This window comes from Immundisolibacter sp. (assembly GCF_041625615.1).
Classification (GTDB): Bacteria; Pseudomonadota; Gammaproteobacteria; order Immundisolibacterales; family Immundisolibacteraceae; genus Immundisolibacter.
The window spans coordinates 13,421-38,491 of record NZ_JBFJTF010000002.1 but is presented as its reverse complement, the minus strand read 5'-3'; the positions used below and the strand labels follow the sequence as shown (position 1 = coordinate 38,491).

Genomic DNA, 25,071 nt, shown 5'->3' with positions numbered 1-25,071 from the left:
TCCTGCCACCGATCATGGACCCCATCTACGGGTACGACGCCGTCAACGTGGAGGCCCAGACGCGCAGCCCGTCATCACTGCTGAACTGGCTCAAGCGCCTGATCGCCGCGCGCAAGAACCACCGCGCCTTCGGCCGCGGCACGCTGCGCTTCCTGGAACCGGGCAACCGCAAGATCCTGGCCTACGTGCGCGAATGGCAGGACGAGAAGATCCTGTGCGTGGTCAACCTGTCGCGCCAGGCGCAGCCGGTGGAACTGAACCTCGCCGAATTCCGCGGCCGGGTGCCGGTGGAACTGCTCGGCCACACCGCCTTCCCGCCCATCGGCGACCTGCCGTACCTGCTGACCCTGCGCGGCTACGGCTATTTCGGCTTCCGCCTGGCCAGCGACGCCGAGGCGCCGTACTGGCACCAGGACCACCTGCCCACACACGAACTGCCGGTACTGGTGCTGACCGAAGGCTGGCGCACCTTCCTGTCGGCCCGCGCCGGCGCCAGTGCGGTACGCCGCGCCATCGCCGGCCGCAGCCGCGGCCAGCTGCAACGCGACCTGCTGGCCCCCTACCTGCGCGACAAACGCTGGTTCGCCGACAAGGGCCGTTCCATCACCCGCATCGACATCCTCGAGCAGGGCGAGTGGCGCAGCGGTGGCGACAGCTGGCTGGTGACCGTGCTCGACGTGCATTTCACCGACGGCGAACCACACAGCTACTTTCTGCCGCTGGCCATCGCCTGGGAAGACGACACCGCCGACGAAACCCTGCACACCCTGCTGCCGTGGACGCTGGCACGGGTGCGCGAAAAGGCCCGCATCGGCGTTCTGTACGACGCCTTCGGCGACGACGACTTCTGCCGCGCGCTGGTGCTCGGCACGGATGCGGGCGCGCAGGCCCCACTGGAACTGGGCCGCCTGCGGTTTCGCGCCATCGGCGCACCGGCCGACCTTGCCGCTGGCGCCAGCCAATCCGTGCACCATCCGGCGCTCGAGCAGAGCAACACCTCGGTACTGTTCGGGGACCGGCTGTTCCTCAAGGCCTATCGACGCCTGGCAAAGGGAATCAACCCGGAAGTCGAGACCGGCTGCTTCCTGACCGAGCAGTCGCCGTTCGCCCACGCCGTGCCGGTCTGCGGGGTCATCGACTACCTTCCGGACACGGGGGCGCCCATGACACTGGCGCTGCTGCAACCGTTCGTCGCCAACCAGGGCTCGGCCTGGCGCCACCTGGTCGACTACCTGGAACGCTTCCTGACCGAGCCGCCACCGGCCACGGCGGCGGACGTCGACCCGCATGCCCTGGCGTCGCAGCAACTGCGACTGCTCGGTCAGCGCACCGCCGAACTGCACCACGCCTTCGCCCGCGTCACCGGCGACCCGGCCTTCGACCCCGAGCCGGTGCAGCCGGCCGACGTGGCAGGCTGGGTGGAAAGCGTCCGCGCGGAAGCGGCAATCACCCTCCAGCGCCTCGAGCAGGCCCACGAAACCGGCCTGCCGAACGGGACCCGGGCCGCCTGCGAAGCCCTGCTGAGCCGGCGCGAGGCACTGACCGGCGCGCTGCACGCACCGCCGCTGGCACTGGACGGCCTGATGCGCAGCCGGTTTCACGGCGACTACCACCTCGGCCAGGTCCTGCTGGCGCAGGACGACGTGCTGATCACCGACTTCGAGGGCGAGCCGGCGCGCCCGCTCGCCGAGCGGCGCGCCAAGCACAGCCCGCTGCGCGACGTCGCCGGCATGCTGCGCTCACTGGCCTACGCGGCGGCGGTGGCGGTCAAGCGCGGCACCGACGAGCGACCCGTCGAGTCGGCGCACATGGCAACGCTGGCCAGCGCCTGGGAAGCGCAGGCGCGACAGGCGTTTCTGGACGGCTACCGGTCGGCCATCGACGGCTGCCCGACCTGGCCGGCGGATCCCGCCTGCGCGGCATACCTGATCGACCTGTTCCTGATCGAGAAGGCGCTGTACGAGGCGCGCTACGAGCTCGACAACCGACCCGACTGGCTGGACGTCCCGCTGACCGGCCTGCTGAACCTGCTTGCCACCCGTCCGTGAATGGCCGCCGTTCCCTGGCATGCCGATTGCGTGTCGCCCGATTGTCGCGGTACGACCGTAACGTGGCGATCGCCGCGCAATCCGACAGGAGCCGTTCATGGCTGAACTGATCAACGCCGTGTGGCCCGGGCGCCCATACCCGCGCGGAGCCACCTGGGACGGGGAGGGCGTCAACTTCGCACTGTTCTCGGAACACGCGGACAAGGTGGAACTGTGTCTGTTCGACCCCAGCGGCCGACGCGAGCTGCAGCGCATCACCCTGCCGGAGCGGACCAACCACATCTGGCACGGCTACCTGCCCGAGGCGCGCCCCGGGCTGCTGTACGGCTATCGGGTGCACGGCCCCTACGAGCCGGCGCGCGGACACCGCTTCAATCCGCACAAGCTGCTGCTCGAACCCTATGCCAAGGACATCGCCGGCACGCTGCGCTGGAGCGACGCCCATTTCGGCTACCGCCTCAGCCACCGCCAGGCCGACCTGTCGTTCGACCGCCGCGACAACGCCGCGGGCATGCCCAAGTGCCGCGTCATCGACCCGGCGTTCTCCTGGGGCGACGACCGGCGCCCGACCATCGACTGGCACGAGATGGTCGTCTACGAGCTGCACGTGCGCGGCTTCACCATGCAGCACCCCGACGTGCCGGCACCGCTGCGCGGCACCTACGCCGGCCTGGCCACGGCACCGGTCATCGAACACCTGCAGCGGCTGGGCGTGACCACGGTGGAACTGCTGCCGGTACACAGCTTCATCGACGACCGGCGCCTGATCGAGAACGACCTTCGCAACTACTGGGGCTACAACTCCATCGGCTTCTTCTCGCCGGACCACCGCTACAGCGCCAGCGGCCATGTCGGCGAGTTCAAGACCATGGTCAAGACGCTGCACTCGGCCGGCATCGAGGTGATCCTGGACGTGGTCTACAACCACACCGCCGAGGGCAACCAGCTCGGACCGACGCTGTCGTTTCGGGGCATCGACAACGCCGCCTACTACCGGCTGACGCCGGACGACCCGCGCTACTACATGGACTTCACCGGCTGCGGCAACACCCTGAACATGCAGCACCCGCACGTGCTGCAGCTGATCATGGACTCGCTGCGCTACTGGGTCACCGAAATGCACGTCGACGGCTTTCGCTTCGACCTGGCCTCGGCGCTGGCCCGCGAGCTGTACGAGGTCGACCGCCTGGGTGCCTTCTTCGACGTGCTGCACCAGGACCCGGTGCTGTCGCAGGTCAAGCTGATCGCCGAACCGTGGGACCTGGGCATGGGTGGCTACCAGGTCGGCAACTTCCCGCCCGGCTGGGCCGAATGGAACGATCGCTACCGCGACACCATGCGTGCCTACTGGAAGGGCGACGGCGGCCTCATCGGCGAGTTCGCGCAGCGCTTCACCGGCTCGAGTGACCTCTACGAACCCAGCGGCCGCACACCTAACGCCAGCGTCAACTTCATTACCGCCCACGACGGCTTCACCCTGCACGACCTGGTCAGCTACAACGACAAGCACAACGAGGCCAACCTCGAAGACAACCGCGACGGCACCGACAACAACCTGTCCTGGAACTGCGGCGCCGAAGGACCGACCGACGACGAGGCCATCAACGCCCTGCGCGCACGCCAGAAACGCAACCTGCTGGCCACGCTGCTGCTCTCGCAGGGCGTGCCCATGCTGGTGGCCGGCGACGAAATGGGACGCACGCAGGGCGGCAACAACAACGCCTACTGCCAGGACAACGCCATCAGCTGGCTGGACTGGGAACACACCGACGCCGAACTGGTGGCCTTCGTGCAGCGCCTGATCGAGCTGCGCCGCAGCCACCCGGTCTTCCACCGCCGGCATTTCTTCCAGGGCCAGTCCATCCACGGCGCCGAGATCAAGGACATCCACTGGCTGAAACCGGACGGCACCGACATGAGCGACCACGAGTGGGGGCACGACTTCGCCCGCTGTCTGGGCGTGTACCTGTCCGGCGAGGCGCTGACCGAGCGCGACCGCCGCGGCCACCTGCTGCGCGACGACAACTTCCTGGTGCTGTTCAACGCCCATCACGACACGCTGGCCTTCCAGCTGCCCGCAGCGCGCCCGGGCGGGCGTTGGCACGTGCTGCTGGACACGTCCCATGCCCAGGGACTTGACGCTGACGGCTACTACGCCGGTTACGACAGCTACCCGCTGACCGGTCGCTCGCTGGCGCTGCTGGTCGACCACGACGCACCCCGAATCACGTCATGAAACGCTTTCACCACATGCCTTTCGGTGCCGAGCCGGGCGACGGCGGCACGCACTTCCGACTGTGGGCGCCGGGCGCCCGGCAGGTCGAGCTCCTGCTCGGCGGTGACGACGGCGAACACAGCTTGACGCTGGCGTCACACGACGACGGCTGGTATCGGACCCATGCCGCCGGCGTCGGCGCCGGCAGCCGCTACCGCTACCGCATCGACGGCGACCTGTGCGTGCCGGACCCGGCCTCGCGCTGCAACCCGGATGACGTCCACGGCGCCAGCCTGGTGGTCGACCCCCTGGCCTTCGACTGGCAGGACGCCGGCTGGCGCGGGCGCCCCTGGCACGAGGCGGTGATCTACGAACTGCACGTCGGCGCCTTCACGGCCAGCGGCGACTTCGACGGCGTGCGACGCCGGCTCGACTACCTGGTCGAGCTTGGCGTCACGGCGCTGGAACTGATGCCCGTGGCGGACTTTCCGGGACGCCGCGGCTGGGGCTACGACGGCGTGCTGCCGTTCGCCCCGGACAGCGCCTACGGTTCACCGACAGCGCTCAAGACGCTGGTGCAGGAAGCGCACGCGCGCGGCCTGATGGCACTGCTGGACGTCGTCTACAACCACTTCGGGCCGGACGGCAACTACCTGCATGCTTACGCGCCGACCTTCTTCAACGCGGCGCACCACACGCCGTGGGGCGCGGCCATCAACTTCGACGCGCCGGGCAGCGAGGTGGTGCGCGATTTCTTCGTTCACAACGCGCTTTACTGGCTGGAGGAGTTCCACTTCGACGGCCTGCGCCTGGATGCCATCCACGCCATCTGCGACGACTCGCGCCCGGACATCGTCGAAGCCCTGTGCGGCGCCGTGCAGGCCGGCCCGGGCCGCGAGCGCGAGGTCCACCTGATCCTCGAGAACGACCGCAACTGTGCCCGCTACCTGCGCCGCGACACCGACGGCCGACCGCAATGCGCCACCGCCCAGTGGAACGATGACTTCCACCACGCCGCGCACGTGCTGGTGACCGGGGAGGATGACGGCTACTACGCCGACTTCGCCCGTCGGCCGGCGGCCCAGCTCGGCCGCTGCCTGGCCGAGGGGTTCGCCTTCCAGGGCGACCCGTCGCCGTTTCGGGACGGCGCCGCGCGCGGCGAGCCCAGCGCCCACCTGCCGCCGCTGGCGTTCGTCGACTCGGTGCAGACGCACGACCAGGTCGGCAACCGCGCCTTCGGCGATCGCCTGCACCAGCTGGGCCCGGCGCCGGCGGTGGAGGCGCTGACCGCCGTGCTGCTGCTGGCGCCGCAGGTGCCGATGCTGTTCATGGGCGAGGAATTCGCCACCGAGCAGCCGTTTCTGTTCTTCTGCGATTTCGGCCCCGCGCTGGCGCAGGCGGTGACCGACGGACGCCGGCGCGAGTTCGCCCGCTTCGCGCGCTTCGCCGATCCGGCCACGCGCGAGCGCATTCCCGATCCCGGCGCCGAGACCACGTTCGCCGCCAGCGTGCTCGACTGGGCAACGATCGACCGCCCGCCACACGCCGCGCGGCTGGCGCTGTACCGGCGCCTGCTGGCCGTGCGTCAGCGCCACATCATGCCGCGCCTGGCCGGCATGCCGGGCGGGCAGGCCGGCTACACGCTCGCCGGCGAGCGCGCACTGACCGTGCACTGGCGCCTGGGCGACGGCAGCCGACTGGCACTGGCCGCCAACCTCGCCGACCAGCCGGCACAACTGGCCCCGCAACCGGGACGCGTGCTCTACCTCAGCGACGGCCTCGACACGACGCAGCATGCCGCCGGCCGGATGCCGCCGTGGTCGGTGGCCTGGGCCCTGGCCGACGCGGCGCCATGAGTGACCGCGCCGCCCTGACCCGGCTGGCTGAGCAGGCCGGCATCGAATCCGCCTACCAGGACATCTGGGGCCGGCGACACGACATCAGCGACGACACCCGTCGCGCCCTGCTCGCGGCCATGCACCTGGACCCGCGTGCCGATCCGGCGCAGCTGGCGGAACAGCGCGAGGCCGCCCACTGGCGGCGGCCGCTGGCGCCGGTGCAGGTGCACCCGGTGGGCGCGCCGCTGACCGTGGCCGTTACCCTGGCCGACGGCGCGCCGGCGCAGCGCTGGCGCCTGACCCTCGAGAGCGGCGCCTGTCATGCCGGCGACTTCGACCCCGCCGCCAGCGTGCCGCTGGCCGAACGCCGCTGCGACGACACGCTGTACCGGCGCTACGGACTGGCCCTGCCGGCGCTCGACGACCTTGGCTATCACCAGTTCGAGCTCGAACCGGCCGACGGGGGCGACCGGCCGGTGGCGCGGCTGCGCCTGATCGGGGTGCCCACCACCTGCTTTCAGCCCGAGGCGGTGCGCGACGCCCACCGCCTGTGGGGACCGGCGGTGCAGCTGTATGGCCTGCGCTCGGCACGCAACTGGGGCATCGGCGACTTCACCGATCTGCGCACGCTGATCGCGCTGACCGCCGAGGCGGGCGGTGGACTGGTCGGCATCAATCCGCTGCACGCACTGTTTCCCGACCAGCCGGAACACTGCAGCCCGTACAGCCCGTCGAGCCGGCAGTTTCTGAACGTGCTGTACCTGGACGTCGACGCCGTCATCGACGCCAACGAGGCCGACACCGTGCGTACCCGGGTGGCGGAGCCGCGTTTCCAGGCACGCCTGCAGGAGCTGCGCGACAGCGAGCTGGTCGATTACGCCGCCGTGGCGGCGCTCAAGCTCGACGTGCTGCGACAGACCTGGCGCGCCTTCCGCGACCAGCACCTGGGCAGCGACAGCCCGCGGGCGGCCGCCTTCGAGCGGTTTCGCGCCGCCGGCGGCGAGCGGCTGCACCGGCATGCCCTGTTCGAGGCATTGCAGGCGCACTTCCGCGCCGCCGACCCGACCGTGTGGGGCTGGCCGGCCTGGCCGGCGGAATACCACGCGCCCGACGGCGAGGCGGTACGCCGATTCGCCGGCGAACAGGCCGACGCCGTGGCGTTCCACGCCTACCTGCAGTGGCTGGCCGACGAACAGCTGGCGGCCGTCGGCGCCGCGTCCTGGCAACGCGGCCTCGGCATCGGCCTGTACCAGGACCTGGCGGTCGGCGTGAGCCCGGGCGGCGCCGACACCTGGGGCCAGCGCAGCGTGCACGCCGCCGGCGCGCACACCGGCGCGCCGCCGGACGACTTCAACGCCCACGGCCAGGACTGGGGCCTGCCGCCGTTCGTGCCGGATGAACTGCGCGAACTGGCCTACGCGCCGTTCATCGAGACCCTGCGCGCGGCCATGCGCCACTGCGGCGCGCTGCGCATCGACCACGCCATGGGCCTGATGCGCCTGTGGTGGGTACCGGCCGGGGCCAGCGCCCGCGACGGCGCCTACGTGGCGTATCCCTTTCGGGATCTGCTGGGCATCCTGGCGCTGGAGAGCCAGCGCAATCAGTGCCTGGTAATCGGCGAAGACCTGGGCACGGTGCCGGATGCCCTGCGCTCGGCGCTGGCCGCCGCCGGCGTGCTGGGCTACCGGCCGCTGATGTTCGAACACGACGCCGACGGCCGCTTCCGGCCACCGGCGGACTATCCGGAGCCGGCACTGGCGGCGGTCAGCACCCACGACCTGCCCACCCTGCGCGGCTACTGGGCCGGCCACGACCTGCGCCTGCGCCAGAAACTCGGCCTGTTCCCGTCGCCAGCGGCGCGCGAACAGGCCGTCGCCGAACGCGCCCGCCAGCGCGCCTGGCTGCTGGCGGCACTCGAACACGAACAGCTGCTGCCGGCCGACACCGGCATCGACCCGCAGGCCGTGCCGGACCTCGGCGCGGAGCTGTGCGTTGCCGTGCACACGTTTCTCGCCCGCACGCCGTGCCGGGTGCTGGCGGTGCAGCCGCAGGACGTGTTCGGCCTGCTCGAACAGGACAACCTGCCCGGCAGCACCGACGGCCACCCCAACTGGCGACGCAAGCTGCCGCTGGCACTGGCGTCCTGGGCCGACGCGCCGCGCTGGCAGGCCCTGACCGGTGCCCTGCGAGCCGAGCGCGGCAGCAGCGTGTGGCCGCGCGAGCCGGCGCCGGCCACGCCGCTGACCGCCGTCATCCCACGCGCCACCTACCGCCTGCAGTTCAACCGCGACTTCACCTTCGCCCAGGCCACCGAGCTGGTGCCCTACCTGGCGGAACTGGGCGTCAGCCACGTCTATGCCTCGCCCTATCTGCGCGCGCGGCCGGGCAGCATGCACGGCTACGACATCGTCGACCACAACGCGCTGAACCCGGAAATCGGCAGCCGCGAGGACTTCGAGCGCTTCGTCGGCGCCCTGGCGGCGCACGGCATGGGCCAGATCCTGGACATGGTGCCCAACCACATGGGCGTGATGGGCGCCGACAACCAGTGGTGGCTGGATGTGCTGGAAAACGGCCCGGCGTCGGTGTATGCCGGCTACTTCGACATCGACTGGCAGCCCCTGAACGCCCAGCTGCACGGCAAGGTGCTGCTGCCCATCCTGGGCGACCAGTACGGGGTGGTGCTGGCGCGCGGCGAGCTGACCCTGACCTTCGACGCCGCCCGTGGCGAACTGAGCGTCCGCTACTACCAGCACCAGCTGCCCATCGACCCGGCCACCTACCCGCGCGTCGCCGGCCATCACCTGGAGCAACTGGCCGCGGCCCTGGGTACCGAGCACGATCACCTGGCCGAGCTGCAGAGCCTGCTGACCGCCTTCGGCCACCTGCCGCCGCGCGACAGCGTCGAGTCACGCCTGATCACCGAGCGCAACCGCGACAAGGAAGTGCACAAACGCCACCTGGCGGCGCTGTGCGAGGCCCAGCCGGCGGTCCGTCAACACATCGAGCGCAGCGTGGCGGAGTTCAACGGCCGCCCCGACGACCCCGCCAGCTTCGACCTGCTGCACGGGCTGATCCGCGCCCAGGCCTGGCGTCCGGCCTTCTGGCGCGTCGCCTCGGACGACATCAACTACCGGCGCTTTTTCGACATCAACGACCTGGCGGCGCTGCGCATGGAAAACCCGGCGGCGTTCGACGACACGCACCGGCTGGTGCTGGACCTGATCGCCGAGCGCAAGCTCGACGGCCTGCGCATCGACCATCCGGACGGCCTGAACGACCCGCGCGGCTACTTCGAGCGCCTGCAGGCGGCGGTACGCGAGCGGGCCAACGGCGCCACCGGCACCACCGGCGACCCACGCCCGCTGTACCTGGTGGTGGAAAAGATCCTCGCCGAGCACGAACACCTGCCGGACGACTGGCCGATCCACGGCGCCACCGGCTACCGCTTCGCCAACCTGGTCAACGGCCTGTTCGTCGACCCTGCCGCCGAACGGCGCATGTCGCGCATCCACGCCGACTTCACGCACGCCGGCGGCGACTTCGACGACCTGGTCTACGCGTGCAAGAAGCTGATCCTGCGCACCGCCCTGGCCAGCGAGCTGAACGTGCTGGCCAACCACCTGGCGCGCATCGCCGCCGCCAGCCGCAACACCTGCGACTACACCGTCAACGGCCTGCGCGCCGCGCTGACCGAGGTCATCGCCTGCTTCCCGGTGTACCGCACCTACATCACCGAAGCGCCGATCGCCGCCGACGACCGCCGCCACATCGACTGGGCGGTGGCGGTGGCGCGCCGGCGCAGCCGCGCCGCCGAGGTCGGCATCTTCGACTTCCTGCACGACGTGCTGACGCTGGACATCGCCACCGGGCGCGGGCCGTCCTACCGCGACCAGGTGCGCACCTTCGCCATGCGCTTCCAGCAGCTCAGTGCCCCGGTCATGGCCAAGGGCCTGGAAGACACCGCGTTCTACCGCTACCACCGGCTGACCTCGCTGAACGACGTCGGCGGCGAGCCGCGCCGCTTCGGGCTCTCGGTGGCGGCATTTCACGGCGCCAACCGCAGCCGCGCGCGCCAGTGGCCGCACAACCTGCTGGCGACCTCCACCCATGACAGCAAGCGCGCCGAGGACGTGCGCGCCCGCATCAACGTGCTGTCGGAACTGCCGGCGGCCTGGAAGCTGACGGTGCAGCGCTGGCGGCGCATGAACCGTCGCCGCAAGCGCGAGGCCGGCGGCCGGCCGGCCCCCAGCGCCAGTGACGAGTACCTGCTGTACCAGACGCTGGTCGGCAGCTTCCCGCTGGGCGGGGTGGACGACGACACGCTGGCCGACTACCGCCGGCGCATCGACGCCTACATGCAAAAGGCCGTGCGCGAGGCCAAGGCCAACAGCAGCTGGATCAACGTCGACGACGCGTACGAGACGGCGCTGTCCGCCTTCGTCGAGTCGCTGCTGACGCCGGGCGAGACCAACCTGTTCCTGCCGGACCTGCGCGCCGTGGTGCAGCACCTGGCCGGCCACGGCCTGCGCAACGCCCTGGCACAGACGCTGCTCAAGCTCACCGTGCCAGGCGTGCCGGACATCTACCAGGGCAGCGAGCTGTGGCAGTTCCACCTGGTCGACCCGGACAACCGCGCGCCGGTGGACTATGCCCGGCGCCGGCACCTGCTGGCCGAGATCAGGGCGCTGCTCGACGCCCCCCCGGACGGCTGGGCGGCCGCGCTGGCGCCGCTGGCGGCGGACCCGGCCGACGAACGGCTCAAGCTGTACCTCACCTGGCGGGCGCTGCAGCTGCGCGCCCGCCGGCCCGACCTGTTCCGCGACGGCGACTACCAGCCGCTGGGCACCGAAGGCGCCAATGCCGAACACCTGTGCGCCTTCGCCCGCCGCCTGGACGGGCAGGTGGCCATTACCGTGGTGCCGCGCCTGCTGGCCAGGCTGTCGGACGAACACGAGAACGCGGTCGACTGGGCCGACACCCGTGTCCTGCTGCCGCCCGGCGACTGGTACGACCTGCTCGGCGGGCGCCGTCACCGTGTCGGCGACCACGGCGTGCCGGCCGGGGAGCTGCTGGCGCCGCTGCCGCTGGCACTGCTGGTCAACGACGCCGAACTGCTGGCGCCCTGAGGCCGGGCGCCGAGGGTCGGCCGGGCCGGCGGGTAGCATGTCGCGGCGAGCCGCGCTCGCCGCCCCCCGAACACAACACCCGAGGAGCCCACCATGAGCCACGTATCCGCCCCCGGTTTCGTCGACGTCATCCGCGCCCGCCAGCCGGAGGTGGGCGACGCGGTGGCGCGGCTGTTCGAGGCGGCCTTCGCGCCCGGCGAACTGCCGCTGAAGATCAAGCTGCTGATCGCGCTGGCCATCGATGCCGCCGGCCGTCACCCGAACGGCTGCCTGCACATCGCCGACATGGCGCGCGAGGCCGGCGCCACCGAGCGCGAGCTCGACGAGACGCTGGCCGTCATCGCCGCGCTGTGCGGCACCGGCGGCCTGGCCACGGCGTCCGGCGTGTTCCCGCAGCTGCGCGGCGCCGGCTTCGGCGGCCTGTGAGCAGGGCAGGGGAGATCGCCATGAGCGACGCCGTCACGCCCTTCACCCTGCACGTCGACGACGCCGTCATCGCCGACCTGCACCGGCGGCTCGATCACACCCGCTGGCCGGAGCGCGAAACCGTCGACGACTGGTCGCAGGGCACGCCGCTGGCCTACGTGCAGGCGGTGTGCCGCTACTGGCGCGAGCAGTACGACTGGCGCGAACGCGAGCGGCGCCTGAACCGCTTCCCGCAGTTCCTGACCACGCTCGACGACCTGCCGATCCACTTCATCCACCAGCGTTCGCCGCACCCGCAGGCGCTGGCGCTGCTGATCACGCACGGCTGGCCAGGGTCGGTGGTGGAGTTCCACAAGGTGATCGGGCCGCTGGTCGACCCCGTGGCACACGGCGGCCGGGCCGAGGACGCGTTTCACGTGGTGTGCCCGACGCTGCCGGGCTACGGATTCTCGGGCAAGCCCACGCGGCCCGGCTGGGGCGTCGGCAAGATCGCCGAAGTTTGGGACCGCCTCATGCTGCGCCTGGGCTACGGGCGCTACGTGGCGCAGGGCGGTGACTGGGGCGCCGCCATCACGGCGATGATCGGCCAGCAGAACCTCGGCCACTGCGCCGCCATCCACGTCAACATGCCGATCGTGGAGCCGGACCCGGCCACCCTGAACGACCTCACGCCGCTCGAACAGGACGCACTCGAAGCGTTCCGCTACTACACCGAGCAGGACTCGGGCTACTCGAAGCAGCAGAGCACCCGCCCGCAGACCCTGGGCTACGGCCTCACCGACTCGCCGGCCGGGCAGGCGGCGTGGATTCTCGAGAAGTTCCGCGCCTGGACCGACTGCGACGGCCACCCGGAAAACGTGCTCACGCGCGACGAGATGCTCGACGACATCATGCTGTACTGGTGCACCGCCAGCGCCGCCTCGTCGGCGCGCCTGTACTGGGAAAGCTTCAACAGCCTCGGCCGCTTCGAGATCGACCTGCCGGCCGGCATCAGCGTGTTCCCGAAGGAGATCTTCCGCAGCTCACGGCGCTGGGCCGAGCGTCACTACCGGCACCTCATCCACTGGAACGAACTGGACCGGGGCGGTCATTTCGCCGCCCTGGAAGTGCCACAGGTGTTCGTGGAGGAAGTGCGCGCCTGTTTTCGGCCGCTGCGGCAGGCGTTGTCTGACGGTTGAGAAAGGGCGTCCTGCCCTTTCTCAACTCGGCTCGTCGCGGCACCTGTCCGCGACGGCCTCCGCAGAACCAGCACTTCAAGTGCTGGTTCTGCGTGCAAGCCATCCCTGGCTTGCGCGGAAGGCCGGCCGCCTCAGCTCACGCCGCCGGTGTTCTCGTCGGTGGCCTTCACGCGCCGCTGCCTGGCCGTCTCGCCGATCTCGTAGTGCCGGCCCTCGACCGCCATCTGCGCCTCGCGCTCGCACTGTTCGGACCAGAAACCCAGGTCGTAGCCGTGCCAGGGGGTTTTCAGCTCCAGCGGCGGCAGGCCCAGCTCCTGCCAGCGCGCGATGGCGTTTTCCATGAAGTCCTTGCGCGGCAGCGCCACCGGCGGGTAGGCCCACGGCCGGCAGGCGTTGATGAGAATGGCCGACGAGCCGTTCGGCTCCATGTACTTGAAGCCCTCGGCCTCTTCCGCCTGGATGGCCGAGAAATCCATGGCCGACATGCGGCCGTCGATGATGCGCATGTCCCGGTGCGGCATGGCCCGCGTGGCCACCGCCCACAGCATCATCTCCGGGTTGTGGATGTCCACGTCCTCGTCGGTGACCACGAACACCTTCACGAACGGGTCGTACGCCGCCGCCGCGTGCAGTGCCTGCCAGGGATCGGCCTTGGTGTTGCGCCTGATCTTGATGAAACAGGTGTAGTACGCCGAGGTCTGCTGCGGGAAATGCACGTCCAGCACGCCGGCCAGGTTGCAGTCGTACTTGAGGTGCTTGTAGAACGACGCCTCGAACGAGATCGACCGCAGGCGCGTGCTCTCCGACGGCGGGAACTGCGACAGGATCGAGCACCAGGTCGGCCGCTTGCGGTGGGTGATGGCGGTCACCTCCATGAAGTACGCGTTCACCGGCTGCGACATGAAGCCGTGCGTCTCGCCGAACGGCGCCTCGGGCTCCAGTTCGGTGGTGGAGATTTTTCCTTCGATGACGATCTCGGCGTAGGCCGGCACCAGCAGGTCCACGGTTTTGGCGCGCACCACCGGCAGCGGCTTGCCCGACAGCGCGCCCGCCACCTGCAGTTCGTCCGCCTCGTAGGGGATCTTGGCGTTGGCGGCATAGGACACGTACGGCGGCACGCCGATGACCAGCGCCGCCTCCAGCGGGATCCCCAGGCGCTTGCACTTGACCCAGTGCAGGCCCAGGTGCTGCGGCGGGAACGTGAAGCAGCCGATGCGGTCCGGCGCCTTCACCTGGCCACGGTAGTTGCCGATGTTGTAGATGCCGGTCTCGGGGTCCTTGGTGATCCAGTGCGAGAAGGTGGTGTAGGGGCCGTTGTCGTAGCCCGGCGTGGAGACGGGGATCGGAAACTCGCCCAGGCCACCGTGCTCGGTGAGCGAGTCGCCCGTGTGCACTTCCTCCTGGCACGGCCCCTGCTCGAGCACCTGCGGCGGCAGCGGGTTGCGCAGCGCGTGCGCCACGCGCTCGAGCAGGTTCTCGCCCTCGCGCAGGCCAAGACCGGTCTCGAAGATCTGCCGCGAGGCGGCCAGGCAGCCGATGGCCAGGTCACCCTCGAAGCGGCGCCCGTCGACGCTGTGCGGGTTCTTGATCAGGAAGCCGCGCCGCTGCTCCTCCGGCAGGCCGCGGAACTGCAGGCGCACCAGCGGGTGGGCTTCGGTCTCGATGGCGATCGGCGCGTCGATGTCCCACAGCAGGTCGCGGGCGCGCAGGTTCTCGATGTGCTGGCGAAAATCGATGGGCGCCTGGGCGCCGGCAACGGCGGACTTCGGTACCGCGGACATGGGCTTCTCCTCCTGCAATCTGTGTCGGGTGGTCCGGTAAGGGCGGCCATCCGTGGCGCGGCGCAGCGGGCCGCACCCGGGCGGCCCGGCAACACCGGTGCGGCCAGTATGAAACAGCTGGCGCGAAAAGACGCCGGCGGAACACGGCCGTGCCGACCGGGCATTACCCCAACGACGGCGCCTTGCGTCACCATACGCGCCCCCTTCCCCGTTCCAGCCGCCCGCCCGCATGAGCCTCGACGACACCATCGAACGCCTGCCCCTGAAGTCCTTCACCGAGAAGGCGTACCTCGACTACGCGATGTACGTCATCCTCGACCGCGCCCTGCCGCACCTGGCGGACGGCCTCAAGCCCGTGCAGCGGCGCATCGTCTACGCCATGTCCGAGCTTGGGCTGGCGGCCAGCAACAAGCCCAAGAAGTCGGCGCGCACGGTCGGCGACGTGATCGGCAAGTTCCACCCGCACGGCGACAGCGCCTGCTACGAAGCCATGGTGCTGATGGCGCAGGGCTTTTCCTACCGCTACCCGCTGATCGACGGCCAGGGCAACTGGGGCAGCGCCGACGACCCGAAGTCGTTCGCCGCCATGCGCTACACCGAGGCGCGCCTGTCGCGCTTCGCCGAGCTGCTGCTGGCCGAGCTCGGCCAGGGAACGGTGGATTTCGGACCCAACTTCGACGGCACGCTGAACGAACCGCACCTGCTGCCGGCGCGCCTGCCGCACATCCTGCTGAACGGCGGCCACGGCATCGCCGTCGGCATGGCCACCGACATCCCGCCGCACAACCTGCGCGAAGTGGCGGCCGCCACGCTGGCGCTGCTGGACGATCCGGACACCGATCTGGAGGCCCTGTGCCGGCTGCTGCCGGCGCCGGACTTCCCCACCGGCTGCGACATCATCACCCCGCGCGCCGAGCTGCAGGACCTGTACCGCAGCGGCCACGGCAGCGTGCGGGCGCGGGCGCGCTACGAACTCGACGACGGCGACATCATCATCACCACCCTGCCGCACCAGGTGTCGGGCGCCCGCGTGCTGGAACAGATCGCCGCCCAGATGCAGGCCAAGAAGCTGCCGTGGCTGGAAGACCTGCGCGACGAGTCCGACCACGAGAACCCGACCCGGCTGGTGCTGGTGCCGCGCAGCCGGCGTATCGATGTCGATGCCCTCATGGGCCACCTGTTCGCCACCACCGACCTCGAGAAGAGCTACCGGGTCAACCTGAACTGCATCGGCCTCGACGGTCGACCGGGCGTGCGCGACCTGCGCGGCCTGCTGCTGGAATGGCTGGAGTTCCGCACCGTCACCGTGCGCCGGCGCCTGCAGCACCGCCTCGACCGCGTGCTCGAACGCCTGCACATCCTCGACGGCCTGCTGATCGCCTTCCTCAACATCGACGAGGTGATCGCCATCATCCGCTTCGAGGACCGGCCGAAACCGGTCCTCATGGAACGCTTCGGCCTCACCGACACCCAGGCCGAGGCCATCCTGGAACTGAAGCTGCGCCACCTGGCACGGCTGGAGGAAACCCGGCTCCAGGGCGAGCGCGACACGCTCGGCGCCGAACGCGACTCCCTGCAGGCCACGCTCGGCTCGGATGCGCTGCTGCGCGGGCTGATCCGCGGCGAGATCGAGGCGGATGCCGAGAAGTACGGCGACGCCCGCCGCTGCCTGCTGGTCGAACGTGGCGCCGCGCGGCCGCTGGCCGAGGCCGATCTGACGCCCAGCGAACCGGTCACCGTGGTGCTGTCCGGCCACGGCTGGGTGCGCCTGGCCAAGGGCCACGACATCGACCCGCAGGGCCTCACCTACCGCTCCGGCGACGGCTTCCTGGCCGCCGCCCGCGGCCGCAGCAACCAGCAGGCGGTGTTCCTGGACTCCACCGGCCGCGCCTACACCCTGCCGGTACACACGCTGCCGTCGGCACGCGGCCACGGCGAACCGCTGTCCGGCCGCCTGACGCTGGAGGCGGGCGCCCGCGCGCTGCACGTGGTGCTCGGCGAGCCGGCCGAGCGCTACCTGCTGGCCAGCGACGCCGGCTACGGCTTCCTGACGCCGCTGGAGTCGCTCATCTCGCGCCAGCGCGCCGGCAAGACGGTGCTGACCGTACCGGCTGGCGCACTGCCGCTGGCGCCGCTGCCCGCGCACGGCGACGACACGCTGCGCCTGGCCTGCGCCAGCACGGCCGGCCGGCTGCTGGTGTTCCCCCTCGACGAGTTGCCGCAGCTGCCGCGCGGCAAGGGCGTGAAACTGCTGGGCATCCCCGGCCGGCTGATCGCCAGCGGCGAAGAGAAGCTGGCGGCCGTCACCGTGCTGCCGCCCGGCGCCGGACTGAAGGTGTGGTCCGGCGGGCGGCACCTGACGCTCAAGGGGAGCGACCTGGACGCCTACGCCGGCCATCGGGCCGATCGCGGCAAGCCGCTGCCGCGCGGCTTTGCACGGGTGCGCGAGCTGAGCGTGGAGAATTGAGAAACCGCTGACCGACGTCCGTGCCGTTTCTCGCGTCGCCGCGACGCGCCCATGAACCAGGGACCTGCGCCCTCGCTTCATGGCCGGCCGTCGCGCCCCGGACGGGGCGCCCGACGCCGGCCGGAAGGTGTCTGAGGCACCGTCGCCGCCATCGGCGCAACTGCCTGCCCGGACAGCGAAAATCCGCCATACTGTGACCGCGTCGACAACGGACAACCACTTCACAGGGAGCATCATGCGGTTTTTGCAGTCCGCCGTTCTGTTGTGTGCCGCGCTGCTGCTGACGGCCCTGGCCCGCCCGGCGGCGGCCGCTGCGCCAGTCGCTTTGCCCGACATTCGCTCGCACGCCGCGCTGGTGGTGCGCACCGACACCGGCGCCGTGCTGTACAGCAAGAACGCCGACGACACGCTGCCCATCGCCTCCATCACCAAGCTGATGACCGCCATAGTGGTGCTCGATGCCGGGCAGTCCATGGACCAGATCCTCACGCTGACCGATGCCGATCGCGACCGCCTGCGCGGCACCGGCTCGCGCCTGCCCATCGGCACCCGCCTGTCGCGGCGCGACCTGCTGCGCCTGGCGCTGATGTCGTCGGAAAACCGCGCCGCTTCGGCTTTGCTGCGCAACTATCCCGGCGGCACCGCGGCCGGGGTGGCGGCCATGAACCGCAAGGCGCAGGCACTGGGCATGACGCACACCCGTTTCGTGGAGGCCACCGGACTGTCCGGTGACAACCGCTCCACACCGGCCGACCTGGTGCGCCTGGTGGGCGCCGCCACCCGCTACGGCACCATCCGCAGCTTTTCCACCACACCGAAGTACACCGTGCAGGTGGGCCGTTACCCGGTCGAGTACCGCAACACCAACCCGCTGGTCCGCAACCCGGCCTGGGACATCGGCGTCACCAAGACCGGCTACCTGAGCGAAGCCGGCCGCTGCCTGGTGATGCAGGCCAACGTCACCGGCGTGCCGGTGGTGATGGTGCTGATGAATTCCTGGGGCACGCTCACCCGGGTCGGCGACGCCAACCGGGTGCGCAAATGGATGGAGGCGCAGGCACGCGGCGGTCAGGTCACCGCCAGCCGCTGAACGCGGCCGGCGCGCGCCGGCGGCTCCCGGGACGCAAGCGGTCCCTAGTTCCCTAGCCCGGCGACAGCTCCGGCAGCTGCGTCGCCACCCAGGTGCGCTGGCGCTCGCGCGCCCGTTCGGCCGCGCGGGTGATGGCGCACAGGTCGTCCAGCGCCGACTCGAAGCGGTCGTTGACCACCACATAGTCGAACTCCGGCCAGTGGCCAAGCTCGGCCAGCGCGTCGCGCATGCGCCGCTCGATCAGCGCCGGGTCGTCGCCACGGCCGCCCAGGCGCTCGCGCAGCACCGCCACCGACGGCGGCAGCACCATCACCGTCACACAGCCGGGCAGGCGGGCGCGGGCCTGGCGGGCGCCCTGCCAGTCGATCTCCAGCACCACCGAGCGTCCGCCCTGCAGCGCCTGCGCCACCGCCGGCGCCGACGTGCCGTAGTGGTGATCGAACACCTGCGCATGCTCCAGAAACTCGCCGGCCGCCTGCATGGCAGCGAAACGCCCGGCAGTCACGAAATGGTAGGCCACACCGTCCTGCTCGCCGGCCCGCGGCGCGCGCGTGGTGTAGGACACCGACAGGCTCAGCGCCGGGCGCCGTTCCACCAGCGCGCGCACCAGGCTGGTCTTGCCAACCCCGGACGGGCCACAGACGACGTACAGGAGACCGGGATTCGAAGACATGAAAACGTTATCCGAAGCAGGTGACGGCAGACCGTCCCAGTGTAACCGTGAGGCCCGGGCGCTTTGCCGGCGCCGGCCGGCGGCCCGAGAATAGCCGCCGCCATGAGCGCCGACTCCCACAGCCTGTCTATCGACCCCGTCCTGGGGCTCGCGCGCGGCGTGCCGTTCCTGGCCTCGCCGCACTGCGACGAGCGCCCGCCCGGCTGCGCCGTCGAGCTGCTGGTGATCCACGCCATCAGCCTGCCGGCGGGGCGTTACGGCGGGGACGACGTGGCCGCGCTGTTCCTCGGCCAGCTGGACTGCCGGCGGCCGGACTATGCCGGGTTGGCGGGCCTGCGGGTGTCGGCGCATTTCTTTATCCGGCGCGACGGCCGGCTGGTACAGTTCGTGCCCATCCAGCGCCGCGCCTGGCACGCCGGCGCGTCCCGGTTCGGGCAGCGCGAGCGCTGCAACGATTTCTCGGTCGGCGTCGAACTGGAAGGCTGCGACCACGACCCCTTCAGCGCCGACCAATACACCACGCTGATCGCCCTCACGCGGGCGCTGCGCGCCGCCTGTCCGGCCATCAGCGCCGACCGCATCGTCGGTCACAGCGACATCGCCCCCGGTCGCAAGACCGATCCCGGCCCCCATTTCGACTGGGCCCGCTACCGTGCCGGCCTGTTGCACACGCCATGAACACATCGACCACCTACATCGACCTGCTGCGCCACGGCGAACCGCAGGGCGGCCGCCGCTTTCGCGGGACCGTCGACGACCCGCTGTCCGACACCGGCTGGGCACAGCTGCAGGCAGCCACCGCCGACGAGCAGTGGGACCGCGTCGTCTGCTCGCCGCTGCGCCGCTGCCGGGACTTCGCCCAGGATCTGGCCACCCGCCTGGGCGTGGCCTGTACCGTCGAGCCCGACTTTCGCGAAATCAGCTTCGGCCTGTGGGAAGGCCTGACCGCGGTCGAGGTGCAGGCCCGGTACGGGGCGGCACTGACGCGGTTCTGGCAGGACCCGGTGCGCCATCCGCCACCGCAGGCCGAGGCGGCCGCCGATTTCAGCGCCCGTGTCGACGCCGCCTGGCAGCGGTTGATCACCGACACGGCCGGCCAGCGCGTGCTGGTGGTGGCCCACGGCGGCACCGTCGCCATGCTGCTGCGCGGTGTGCTCGGCATGCCGATCAGCCATGCCTGGCGTATCCGCCTGGGCTACGCCGGCCGCGCCCGGCTGCGCCTGGATCACACCGAACACGGCCTGCTGGCGGCGCTGCTGCGGCTCGATCCAGGCGGCTGAGACGAGCGCGCATCACCTGCCACCACGGGCTGGCGATCGACGGACGATGGAAAGGAAAATGGTGGCCAGGGGCGGAATCGAACCACCGACACGTGGATTTTCAGTCCACTGCTCTACCGACTGAGCTACCTGGCCGGACGTGAAGCGCCGCGCCGCCGTTGGAAGCGGTGCCGGGGCACCGCGGGCGCGGGGGTGCGTATTAGATGCGCGTGGTCCGCATCGCGTCAAGGCGCGCGCTACCATCGAGGCATCGAAGCCGGCCGCGGCCGGCCGTTTTTTCGCCACCAGGAGGCGCCATGCGCATTCTGCACACCATGCTGCGGGTCGGTGACCTGGACCGCTCGATCGCCTTCTACACCGAGGTGCTGGGCATGCGCCTGGTGTCCCGGCGGGACTTTCCGGGCGGGCGTTTCACGCTGGCCTTCGTCGGCTACGAGGACGGCGCGATCAGCAGCCCGTCGGCGGCCGGGACACCGCTGATCGAGCTGACCCACAACTGGGACACCGCGGCCTACGAACTGGGCGACGGCTTCGGCCACGTGGCCATCGAGGTGGACGACGCCTACGCCACCTGCGATGCCATCCGGGCACGCGGCGGCAAGGTGGTGCGCGAGGCCGGCCCGATGCAGCACGGCACCACGGTGATCGCCTTCGTCGAGGATCCGGACGGCTACCGCGTCGAACTGATCCAAAAGCACGGCTGACGCCCGCGCCGGTCGGCAGCGGGCGGCGGCGGTATCATGCCGCGCCGTGCCCGCCGTCATCGAGCCCACCGTGAAGCCAACCTCGCCGGCCGCCGCCACGGCCGCCCAGACCGGCCTGTCCGCCCGCCAGCTGTTTGCCCTGGCCGGGTTTTTCATCGTGTTGCGCCTGGCCCTGGCCGTGCTGGCCGAGCCGATCGTCGACGAGACGTACTACTGGCTCTACGCGCAGCACATGGAGCTGGCCTTCCTGGACCACCCGCCGCTGGTGGCCTGGCTGAACGGGCTCGGCACCGCGCTGCTGGGCGACACATCGGCCGGCGTGCGGCTGGGGGCCATCGCCTGCGGGCTGATCGCGCTCGGCTATGTGTACCGTCTGACGCGGGCGATCGGCGGCGACCGTCGCCAGGCGCTGGCGGCGGTGCTGCTGGGCTGCGCACTGCCGGCGTTTTTCCTGTCGGGCCTGCTGATGACGCCGGACGCACCGCTGGTGGCCGCCTGGGCGGCCGGCCTGTACTACCTGCAGCGCGCGCTGGTGGCCGGCCAGAGCCGTGCCTGGCTGGGTGTGGGGGTGGCCTTCGGCGTCGGCCTGCTGGCCAAGTATCCGATCGTCCTGCTGGCCGCCGCCGCAGGCGGCTTCCTGCTGAGCGACGCCGTCGCGCGGCGCTGGCTCGCCCGCCCGCACCCGTACCTGGCGGTGCTGCTGGCGGTGGCGCTGTTCTCGCCGGTGCTGATCTGGAACGCGCAACACGACTGGGCTTCGTTCGCCTTTCAGGGCAGCCGGCGCATGCAGCAGGCGTTCGAGTTCTCGACCCACCTGCTGGTCGGCCACGTGCTGGTGTTGCTGTTTCCCACCGGTGCGCTGGCCGCCTGGGGCATCGCCAGCCGGCCCGCCTGGCGGGCGCAGGCGGTGACCGAGGCACGCAACCGGCGGCTGCTGCTGTGGTCGGCGGCGGTGCCGTTCGGCGTGTTCGCGGTGTTCAGCCTGTTCAATTACCCGCACTTCCACTGGACCGGCCCGGCCTACATCGGTCTGCTGCCGCTGCTGGCGGCAACGCTGACCGTGCCGGCGATGCCGGGGGACCGGCTGCGCCGCCTGCTGGACCGGCTCTGGCGACCGACCGTGTACCTGCTGGCCGCCGGCTATGCCGTGGCGGCGACGTACATCGTGTTCGGCCTGCCGGGGGTGCCGTACCCGACGCACAACGTCGCCTACCTGGCCTGGCAGCCGGCGGCGCGGGCGGTGCATGCGCTCGAGCAGCAGGTCGAGCGCGACACCGGCCAGCGGCCGCTGGTGGTCGGCATGAGCAAGTGGTCGATCGCCGCCGCCCTGGCGTTTCACGATGTCGACGGCCGGCGCGACAACATCACCTCGCGCAACCTGTACGGTCGCACCGGGGCCATGTTCGAGTACTGGTTCGACGACGACAGCGACGGACAACGGCCGGTGCTGCTGGTCGATTTCGAACGCAAGGACCTGGAGGACCCGCGGCTGGACACGGCACTGGTGAACGTCGGCCCCATCCGCGAGCAGACCATCCGCTGGCGCGGCCAGGTGGCGCGCCACCTCTATTACCGCGTGGCCACCGGCTACCGTCCCGACGCCGTGCGCAGGACACGGACGGAGCGCTGAGCATGCGCCTTCTGCTCCATTTCGCCCGTGCCTATCCGGCCCGTGGCCTGCTGACGCTGCTGGCCCTGCTGCTGGCCGGGCTGCTGGACGGGCTTGGCCTGTCCTCGCTGCTGACCATGCTGGTGTCGGTGTCGGACGACGCCGCCAGCCTGCCGCTGCCGGCGCAGCAGGTGACACAGTTCCTGCAGGCGCTGGGCATCCCGCCGCAGCTCGGCCCGCTGCTGGCGCTGATGGTGCTGGCCATGCTGGCCAAGGCGCTGCTGACGCTGGCGGCCAACGCGCAGGTCGGCTACACCGTGGCGCGGGTGGCGACCGACCTGCGCCTGTCGCTGCTGCGGGCGGTGCTGGCCAGCCGCTGGGAGTACTACCTGCACACGCCGGTGGGGGCGCTGTCGAACGCCATTTCCGGCGAAACCAACCGTGCCGCCAATGCCTATTTCAACGCCGCCCAGATGCTGGCGCTGCTGGTGCAGGCGCTCATCTACTCGGCGCTGGCGATGATGGTGTCCTGGCAGGCCACACTGGCGGCGCTGGCCGTGGGCGGCCTGCTGATGGGCGCCATGGGCGGCCTGGTGCGCCGCGCCCGCCAGGCCGGCAAGCGCCAGACGCAGCTGACCGGCGCGCTGGTGACGTACCTCACCGACGTGCTGCAGTCGGTCAAGCCGCTCAAGGCCATGGGCCGCGAGGACCTGGCCGACGGCATCCTGGCCCGCCAGACGCGGCAGATCGACAAGGCCCTGCGCAAGCAGGTGATCGCCAAGGAGGCGCTGCCGGCGGTGCAGGAACCGCTGCTGGCCTCGCTGGCGGCGGTCGGGCTGTACCTGGCCATCGCGCACCTGGGCATGTCGCTGGCCTCGGTGATGGTGGTGATCTTTCTGCTGGCGCGTGTGCTCGGCTACTTCACCAAGGTGCAGCGGCAGTATCAGCACATGGTCAGCTCCGAGGCCGCCTACTGGCTGCTGCACGACGCCACCACCAAGGCACGCGCCGCCGCCGAGCCGCCGGCCGGCGGCGACCCGCCACGCCTGCGGCAGGGCATCGCCCTGCGCGGCGTGCGTTTCGCCTATGGCGAGCGGACGATACTGGACGGCATCGACCTGGACCTGCCGGCCGGCCAGCTGACCACCCTGATCGGTCCGTCCGGCGCCGGCAAGACCACACTGGTCGACATCGTCATCGGCCTGCTGCAGCCGCAGGCCGGCACGGTGCTGATCGACGGCGTGCCGCTGGAGGCGCTGGACCGGCGCGCCTGGCGACGCCTGATCGGCTACGTGCCGCAGGACACGCTGCTGCTGCACGACAGCGTGCTTGCCAACGTGACGCTCGGCGACCCCGACCTGTCGCGCGCGGACGCCGAGCGGGCGCTGCGCCAGGCCGGTGCCTGGGAGTTCGTGACGGCGCTGCCGCAGGGCCTGGACACGACCGTCGGTGAGCGCGGCGGCAGGCTGTCCGGCGGCCAGCGCCAGCGCATCGCCATCGCCCGCGCGCTGGTGCACGAACCGACGCTGCTGATCCTGGACGAGCCGACCTCGGCACTGGATGCGGTGGCCGAGACGGCGGTACGCGACACGCTGCGCACGCTCAAGGGCCGCTACACACTGCTGGCCATCACCCACCGGCCGGCGCTGCTGGACGTGTCCGACCGGGTCCACCACATGGCCGGTGGCGCGCTGCGCCCGGCCGGGACGGCGACGCTCTGATGGCGGCCCGCCACCGGCGCCTGCTGCGACCGCTGCGCCGCGCCTGGCGGCGCGCGGTGTTCCGCGCCCTGCGCCGGCTGGCGCTGGCCGTCGCCGGCCGACCGCGCCTGACACGCGCCATCGGGCGGACCGTCGGCCGCCTCAACTGGGCACTGCGACCGCTGGCGCGCCGGCGTGACCTGGCCAACCTGCACCTGGCGCTGGCGGATCGCCCGCCGGCGGAACTGGCCGCCATCGGCCGCGCGTCGCTGTGCGATACCAGCGTGGGCGCGCTCGAGTTCCTGCAGGTGGTGGACGGGGCCATTGCCGCCGGACAGTTCGTCGGCCCGGTCAGCGCCCACGGCCGCGAGCACCTCGACCAGGCCCTGGCCGCGGGGCGCGGTGTGCTGGCCGTGAGCCTGCACCTGGGACATTTCGCCAAGGTGCCGCTGTGGCTGGCGCAGGCGCGGTACCTGGTCACCATCGTCATCCGCGAGGCCCGTCAGGTGCCGCGCGGGTACTACATCGATGCCCTGCAGCGGCTGGGCATCGAGGCCATCCGCATCGAGCCCGACCAGCCGGCGGCACCACGCGTGCTGGACGCCCTGCGACGCGGGCGGGTGGTGATGATCTACCTCGATCAGGGGGTCAAGGACGATGGCGGGGTCGATATCGAGTTCCTCGGCAAGTCGGTGCCGATGCCGGCCGGGCCATTCGTGCTGGCACGCCGGGCGCGCGCGCCGCTGGTGCCGGTGTTCCTGCACCCGCGCGATCAGGACGTGGTGATCCACCCGGCGCTGGCACCGGCCGCCGGCCGCCCCAGCGCCACCGACCCCGCCGTGCAGGCGCTGTACCGGCTGGCAGAGTCGGAGATCCGCGCCTATCCGGAATACTGGCAGTGGCGCTACCGGCGCTGGGCGCGGCTGTAGCGCT

General features: G+C 71.1%; 16 protein-coding genes and 1 tRNA gene. 14 read left to right on the top strand and 3 right to left on the bottom strand.

The features are described 5' to 3' along the window. The 6 genes from ABYX71_RS00350 to ABYX71_RS00325 form a co-directional block, all read left to right on the top strand. A partial coding sequence (locus ABYX71_RS00350; RefSeq protein WP_372693760.1) for a putative maltokinase occupies positions 1-2,048 on the top strand: 2,048 nt, incomplete at its 5' end. A 97-nt stretch (positions 2,049-2,145) separates the two neighbouring features. After that, a complete protein-coding gene (gene glgX / locus ABYX71_RS00345) occupies positions 2,146-4,284 on the top strand; it encodes a glycogen debranching protein GlgX (protein WP_372693758.1) in 2,139 nt (712 codons plus the stop codon). Further along, positions 4,281-6,119 (top strand): malto-oligosyltrehalose trehalohydrolase, encoded by a 1,839-nt coding sequence (treZ, locus tag ABYX71_RS00340; protein ID WP_372693756.1) that lies wholly within the window; start codon positions 4,281-4,283, stop codon positions 6,117-6,119. Before glgX ends, treZ begins: the two co-directional genes overlap by 4 nt. Then, positions 6,116-11,230: a malto-oligosyltrehalose synthase gene (locus ABYX71_RS00335; protein WP_372693754.1), complete on the top strand. Its 5,115-nt coding sequence runs from the start codon at positions 6,116-6,118 to the stop codon at positions 11,228-11,230. Before treZ ends, ABYX71_RS00335 begins: the two co-directional genes overlap by 4 nt. Before the next feature lie 93 nt (positions 11,231-11,323). Beyond that, the gene (locus ABYX71_RS00330) at positions 11,324-11,656 is read left to right on the top strand and encodes a carboxymuconolactone decarboxylase family protein (protein ID WP_372693752.1); all 333 of its coding nucleotides are present in this window, start codon (positions 11,324-11,326) and stop codon (positions 11,654-11,656) included. A 20-nt stretch (positions 11,657-11,676) separates the two neighbouring features. After that, positions 11,677-12,834 carry an epoxide hydrolase family protein gene (locus ABYX71_RS00325; protein WP_372693750.1) on the top strand — a complete coding sequence of 386 codons (1,158 nt, stop codon included), beginning with the start codon at positions 11,677-11,679 and terminating at the stop codon, positions 12,832-12,834. A 131-nt stretch (positions 12,835-12,965) separates the two neighbouring features. Here the strand turns inward: ABYX71_RS00325 and ABYX71_RS00320 are convergent, their stop codons facing one another. Next, entirely contained in the window at positions 12,966-14,615 is a 1,650-nt protein-coding gene (locus ABYX71_RS00320) for a UbiD family decarboxylase (protein ID WP_372693748.1), read from the bottom strand. A 229-nt stretch (positions 14,616-14,844) separates the two neighbouring features. Here ABYX71_RS00320 and parC point away from each other — a divergent pair, with 229 nt between their 5' ends. Next, the gene (gene parC / locus ABYX71_RS00315; RefSeq protein WP_372693746.1) at positions 14,845-17,082 is read left to right on the top strand and encodes a DNA topoisomerase IV subunit A; all 2,238 of its coding nucleotides are present in this window, start codon (positions 14,845-14,847) and stop codon (positions 17,080-17,082) included. Positions 17,083-17,317: 235 nt separating this feature from the next. Continuing rightward, positions 17,318-18,172, top strand: a complete 855-nt coding sequence (gene pbpG, locus ABYX71_RS00310; RefSeq protein WP_372693744.1) for a D-alanyl-D-alanine endopeptidase — start codon at positions 17,318-17,320, stop codon at positions 18,170-18,172. Between the two features lie 52 nt (positions 18,173-18,224). Here the strand turns inward: pbpG and gmk are convergent, their stop codons facing one another. Continuing rightward, the gene (gmk, locus tag ABYX71_RS00305; protein WP_372693742.1) at positions 18,225-18,845 is read right to left on the bottom strand and encodes a guanylate kinase; all 621 of its coding nucleotides are present in this window, start codon (positions 18,843-18,845) and stop codon (positions 18,225-18,227) included. Between the two features lie 102 nt (positions 18,846-18,947). Here gmk and ampD point away from each other — a divergent pair, with 102 nt between their 5' ends. Together ampD and ABYX71_RS00295 are read left to right on the top strand one after the other, a co-directional pair. After that, a complete protein-coding gene (ampD, locus tag ABYX71_RS00300) occupies positions 18,948-19,523 on the top strand; it encodes a 1,6-anhydro-N-acetylmuramyl-L-alanine amidase AmpD (protein ID WP_372693740.1) in 576 nt (191 codons plus the stop codon). Beyond that, complete coding sequence (locus tag ABYX71_RS00295; protein WP_372693738.1) at positions 19,520-20,125, top strand: histidine phosphatase family protein; 606 nt, start codon at positions 19,520-19,522, stop codon at positions 20,123-20,125. Before ampD ends, ABYX71_RS00295 begins: the two co-directional genes overlap by 4 nt. 59 nt (positions 20,126-20,184) lie before the next feature. Here the strand turns inward: ABYX71_RS00295 and ABYX71_RS00290 are convergent. Then, positions 20,185-20,260, bottom strand: a tRNA-Phe gene (locus tag ABYX71_RS00290). A gap of 161 nt (positions 20,261-20,421) precedes the next feature. Between ABYX71_RS00290 and gloA the strand changes: the two genes are divergently transcribed. The 4 genes from gloA to ABYX71_RS00270 all read left to right on the top strand — a co-directional run bounded on the left by gloA (position 20,422) and on the right by ABYX71_RS00270 (position 25,067). Continuing rightward, complete coding sequence (gene gloA / locus ABYX71_RS00285; protein ID WP_372693736.1) at positions 20,422-20,829, top strand: lactoylglutathione lyase; 408 nt, start codon at positions 20,422-20,424, stop codon at positions 20,827-20,829. 70 nt (positions 20,830-20,899) lie between these two features. Beyond that, entirely contained in the window at positions 20,900-22,459 is a 1,560-nt protein-coding gene (locus tag ABYX71_RS00280; protein WP_372693734.1) for a glycosyltransferase family 39 protein, read from the top strand. Positions 22,460-22,461: 2 nt separating this feature from the next. Beyond that, the gene (locus tag ABYX71_RS00275; protein ID WP_372693732.1) at positions 22,462-24,159 is read left to right on the top strand and encodes an ABC transporter ATP-binding protein; all 1,698 of its coding nucleotides are present in this window, start codon (positions 22,462-22,464) and stop codon (positions 24,157-24,159) included. Continuing rightward, the gene (locus tag ABYX71_RS00270; protein ID WP_372693730.1) at positions 24,159-25,067 is read left to right on the top strand and encodes a lysophospholipid acyltransferase family protein; all 909 of its coding nucleotides are present in this window, start codon (positions 24,159-24,161) and stop codon (positions 25,065-25,067) included. The genes ABYX71_RS00275 and ABYX71_RS00270 overlap by 1 nt, the downstream gene beginning before the upstream one ends. Positions 25,068-25,071 lie beyond the last annotated feature (4 nt).

What these genes read in the sequence shown, in the direction of transcription:
- glgX (WP_372693758.1), top strand. Translation starts at nt 2,146, where the DNA reads ATGGCTGAACTGATCAACGCCGTGTGGCCCGGGCGCCCATACCCGCGC.
- treZ (WP_372693756.1), top strand. Translation starts at nt 4,281, where the DNA reads ATGAAACGCTTTCACCACATGCCTTTCGGTGCCGAGCCGGGCGACGGC.
- ABYX71_RS00335 (WP_372693754.1), top strand. Translation starts at nt 6,116, where the DNA reads ATGAGTGACCGCGCCGCCCTGACCCGGCTGGCTGAGCAGGCCGGCATC.
- ABYX71_RS00330 (WP_372693752.1), top strand. Translation starts at nt 11,324, where the DNA reads ATGAGCCACGTATCCGCCCCCGGTTTCGTCGACGTCATCCGCGCCCGC.
- ABYX71_RS00325 (WP_372693750.1), top strand. Translation starts at nt 11,677, where the DNA reads ATGAGCGACGCCGTCACGCCCTTCACCCTGCACGTCGACGACGCCGTC.
- ABYX71_RS00320 (WP_372693748.1), bottom strand. Translation starts at nt 14,615, where the DNA reads ATGTCCGCGGTACCGAAGTCCGCCGTTGCCGGCGCCCAGGCGCCCATC.
- parC (WP_372693746.1), top strand. Translation starts at nt 14,845, where the DNA reads ATGAGCCTCGACGACACCATCGAACGCCTGCCCCTGAAGTCCTTCACC.
- pbpG (WP_372693744.1), top strand. Translation starts at nt 17,318, where the DNA reads ATGCGGTTTTTGCAGTCCGCCGTTCTGTTGTGTGCCGCGCTGCTGCTG.
- gmk (WP_372693742.1), bottom strand. Translation starts at nt 18,845, where the DNA reads ATGTCTTCGAATCCCGGTCTCCTGTACGTCGTCTGTGGCCCGTCCGGG.
- ampD (WP_372693740.1), top strand. Translation starts at nt 18,948, where the DNA reads ATGAGCGCCGACTCCCACAGCCTGTCTATCGACCCCGTCCTGGGGCTC.
- ABYX71_RS00295 (WP_372693738.1), top strand. Translation starts at nt 19,520, where the DNA reads ATGAACACATCGACCACCTACATCGACCTGCTGCGCCACGGCGAACCG.
- gloA (WP_372693736.1), top strand. Translation starts at nt 20,422, where the DNA reads ATGCGCATTCTGCACACCATGCTGCGGGTCGGTGACCTGGACCGCTCG.
- ABYX71_RS00275 (WP_372693732.1), top strand. Translation starts at nt 22,462, where the DNA reads ATGCGCCTTCTGCTCCATTTCGCCCGTGCCTATCCGGCCCGTGGCCTG.
- ABYX71_RS00270 (WP_372693730.1), top strand. Translation starts at nt 24,159, where the DNA reads ATGGCGGCCCGCCACCGGCGCCTGCTGCGACCGCTGCGCCGCGCCTGG.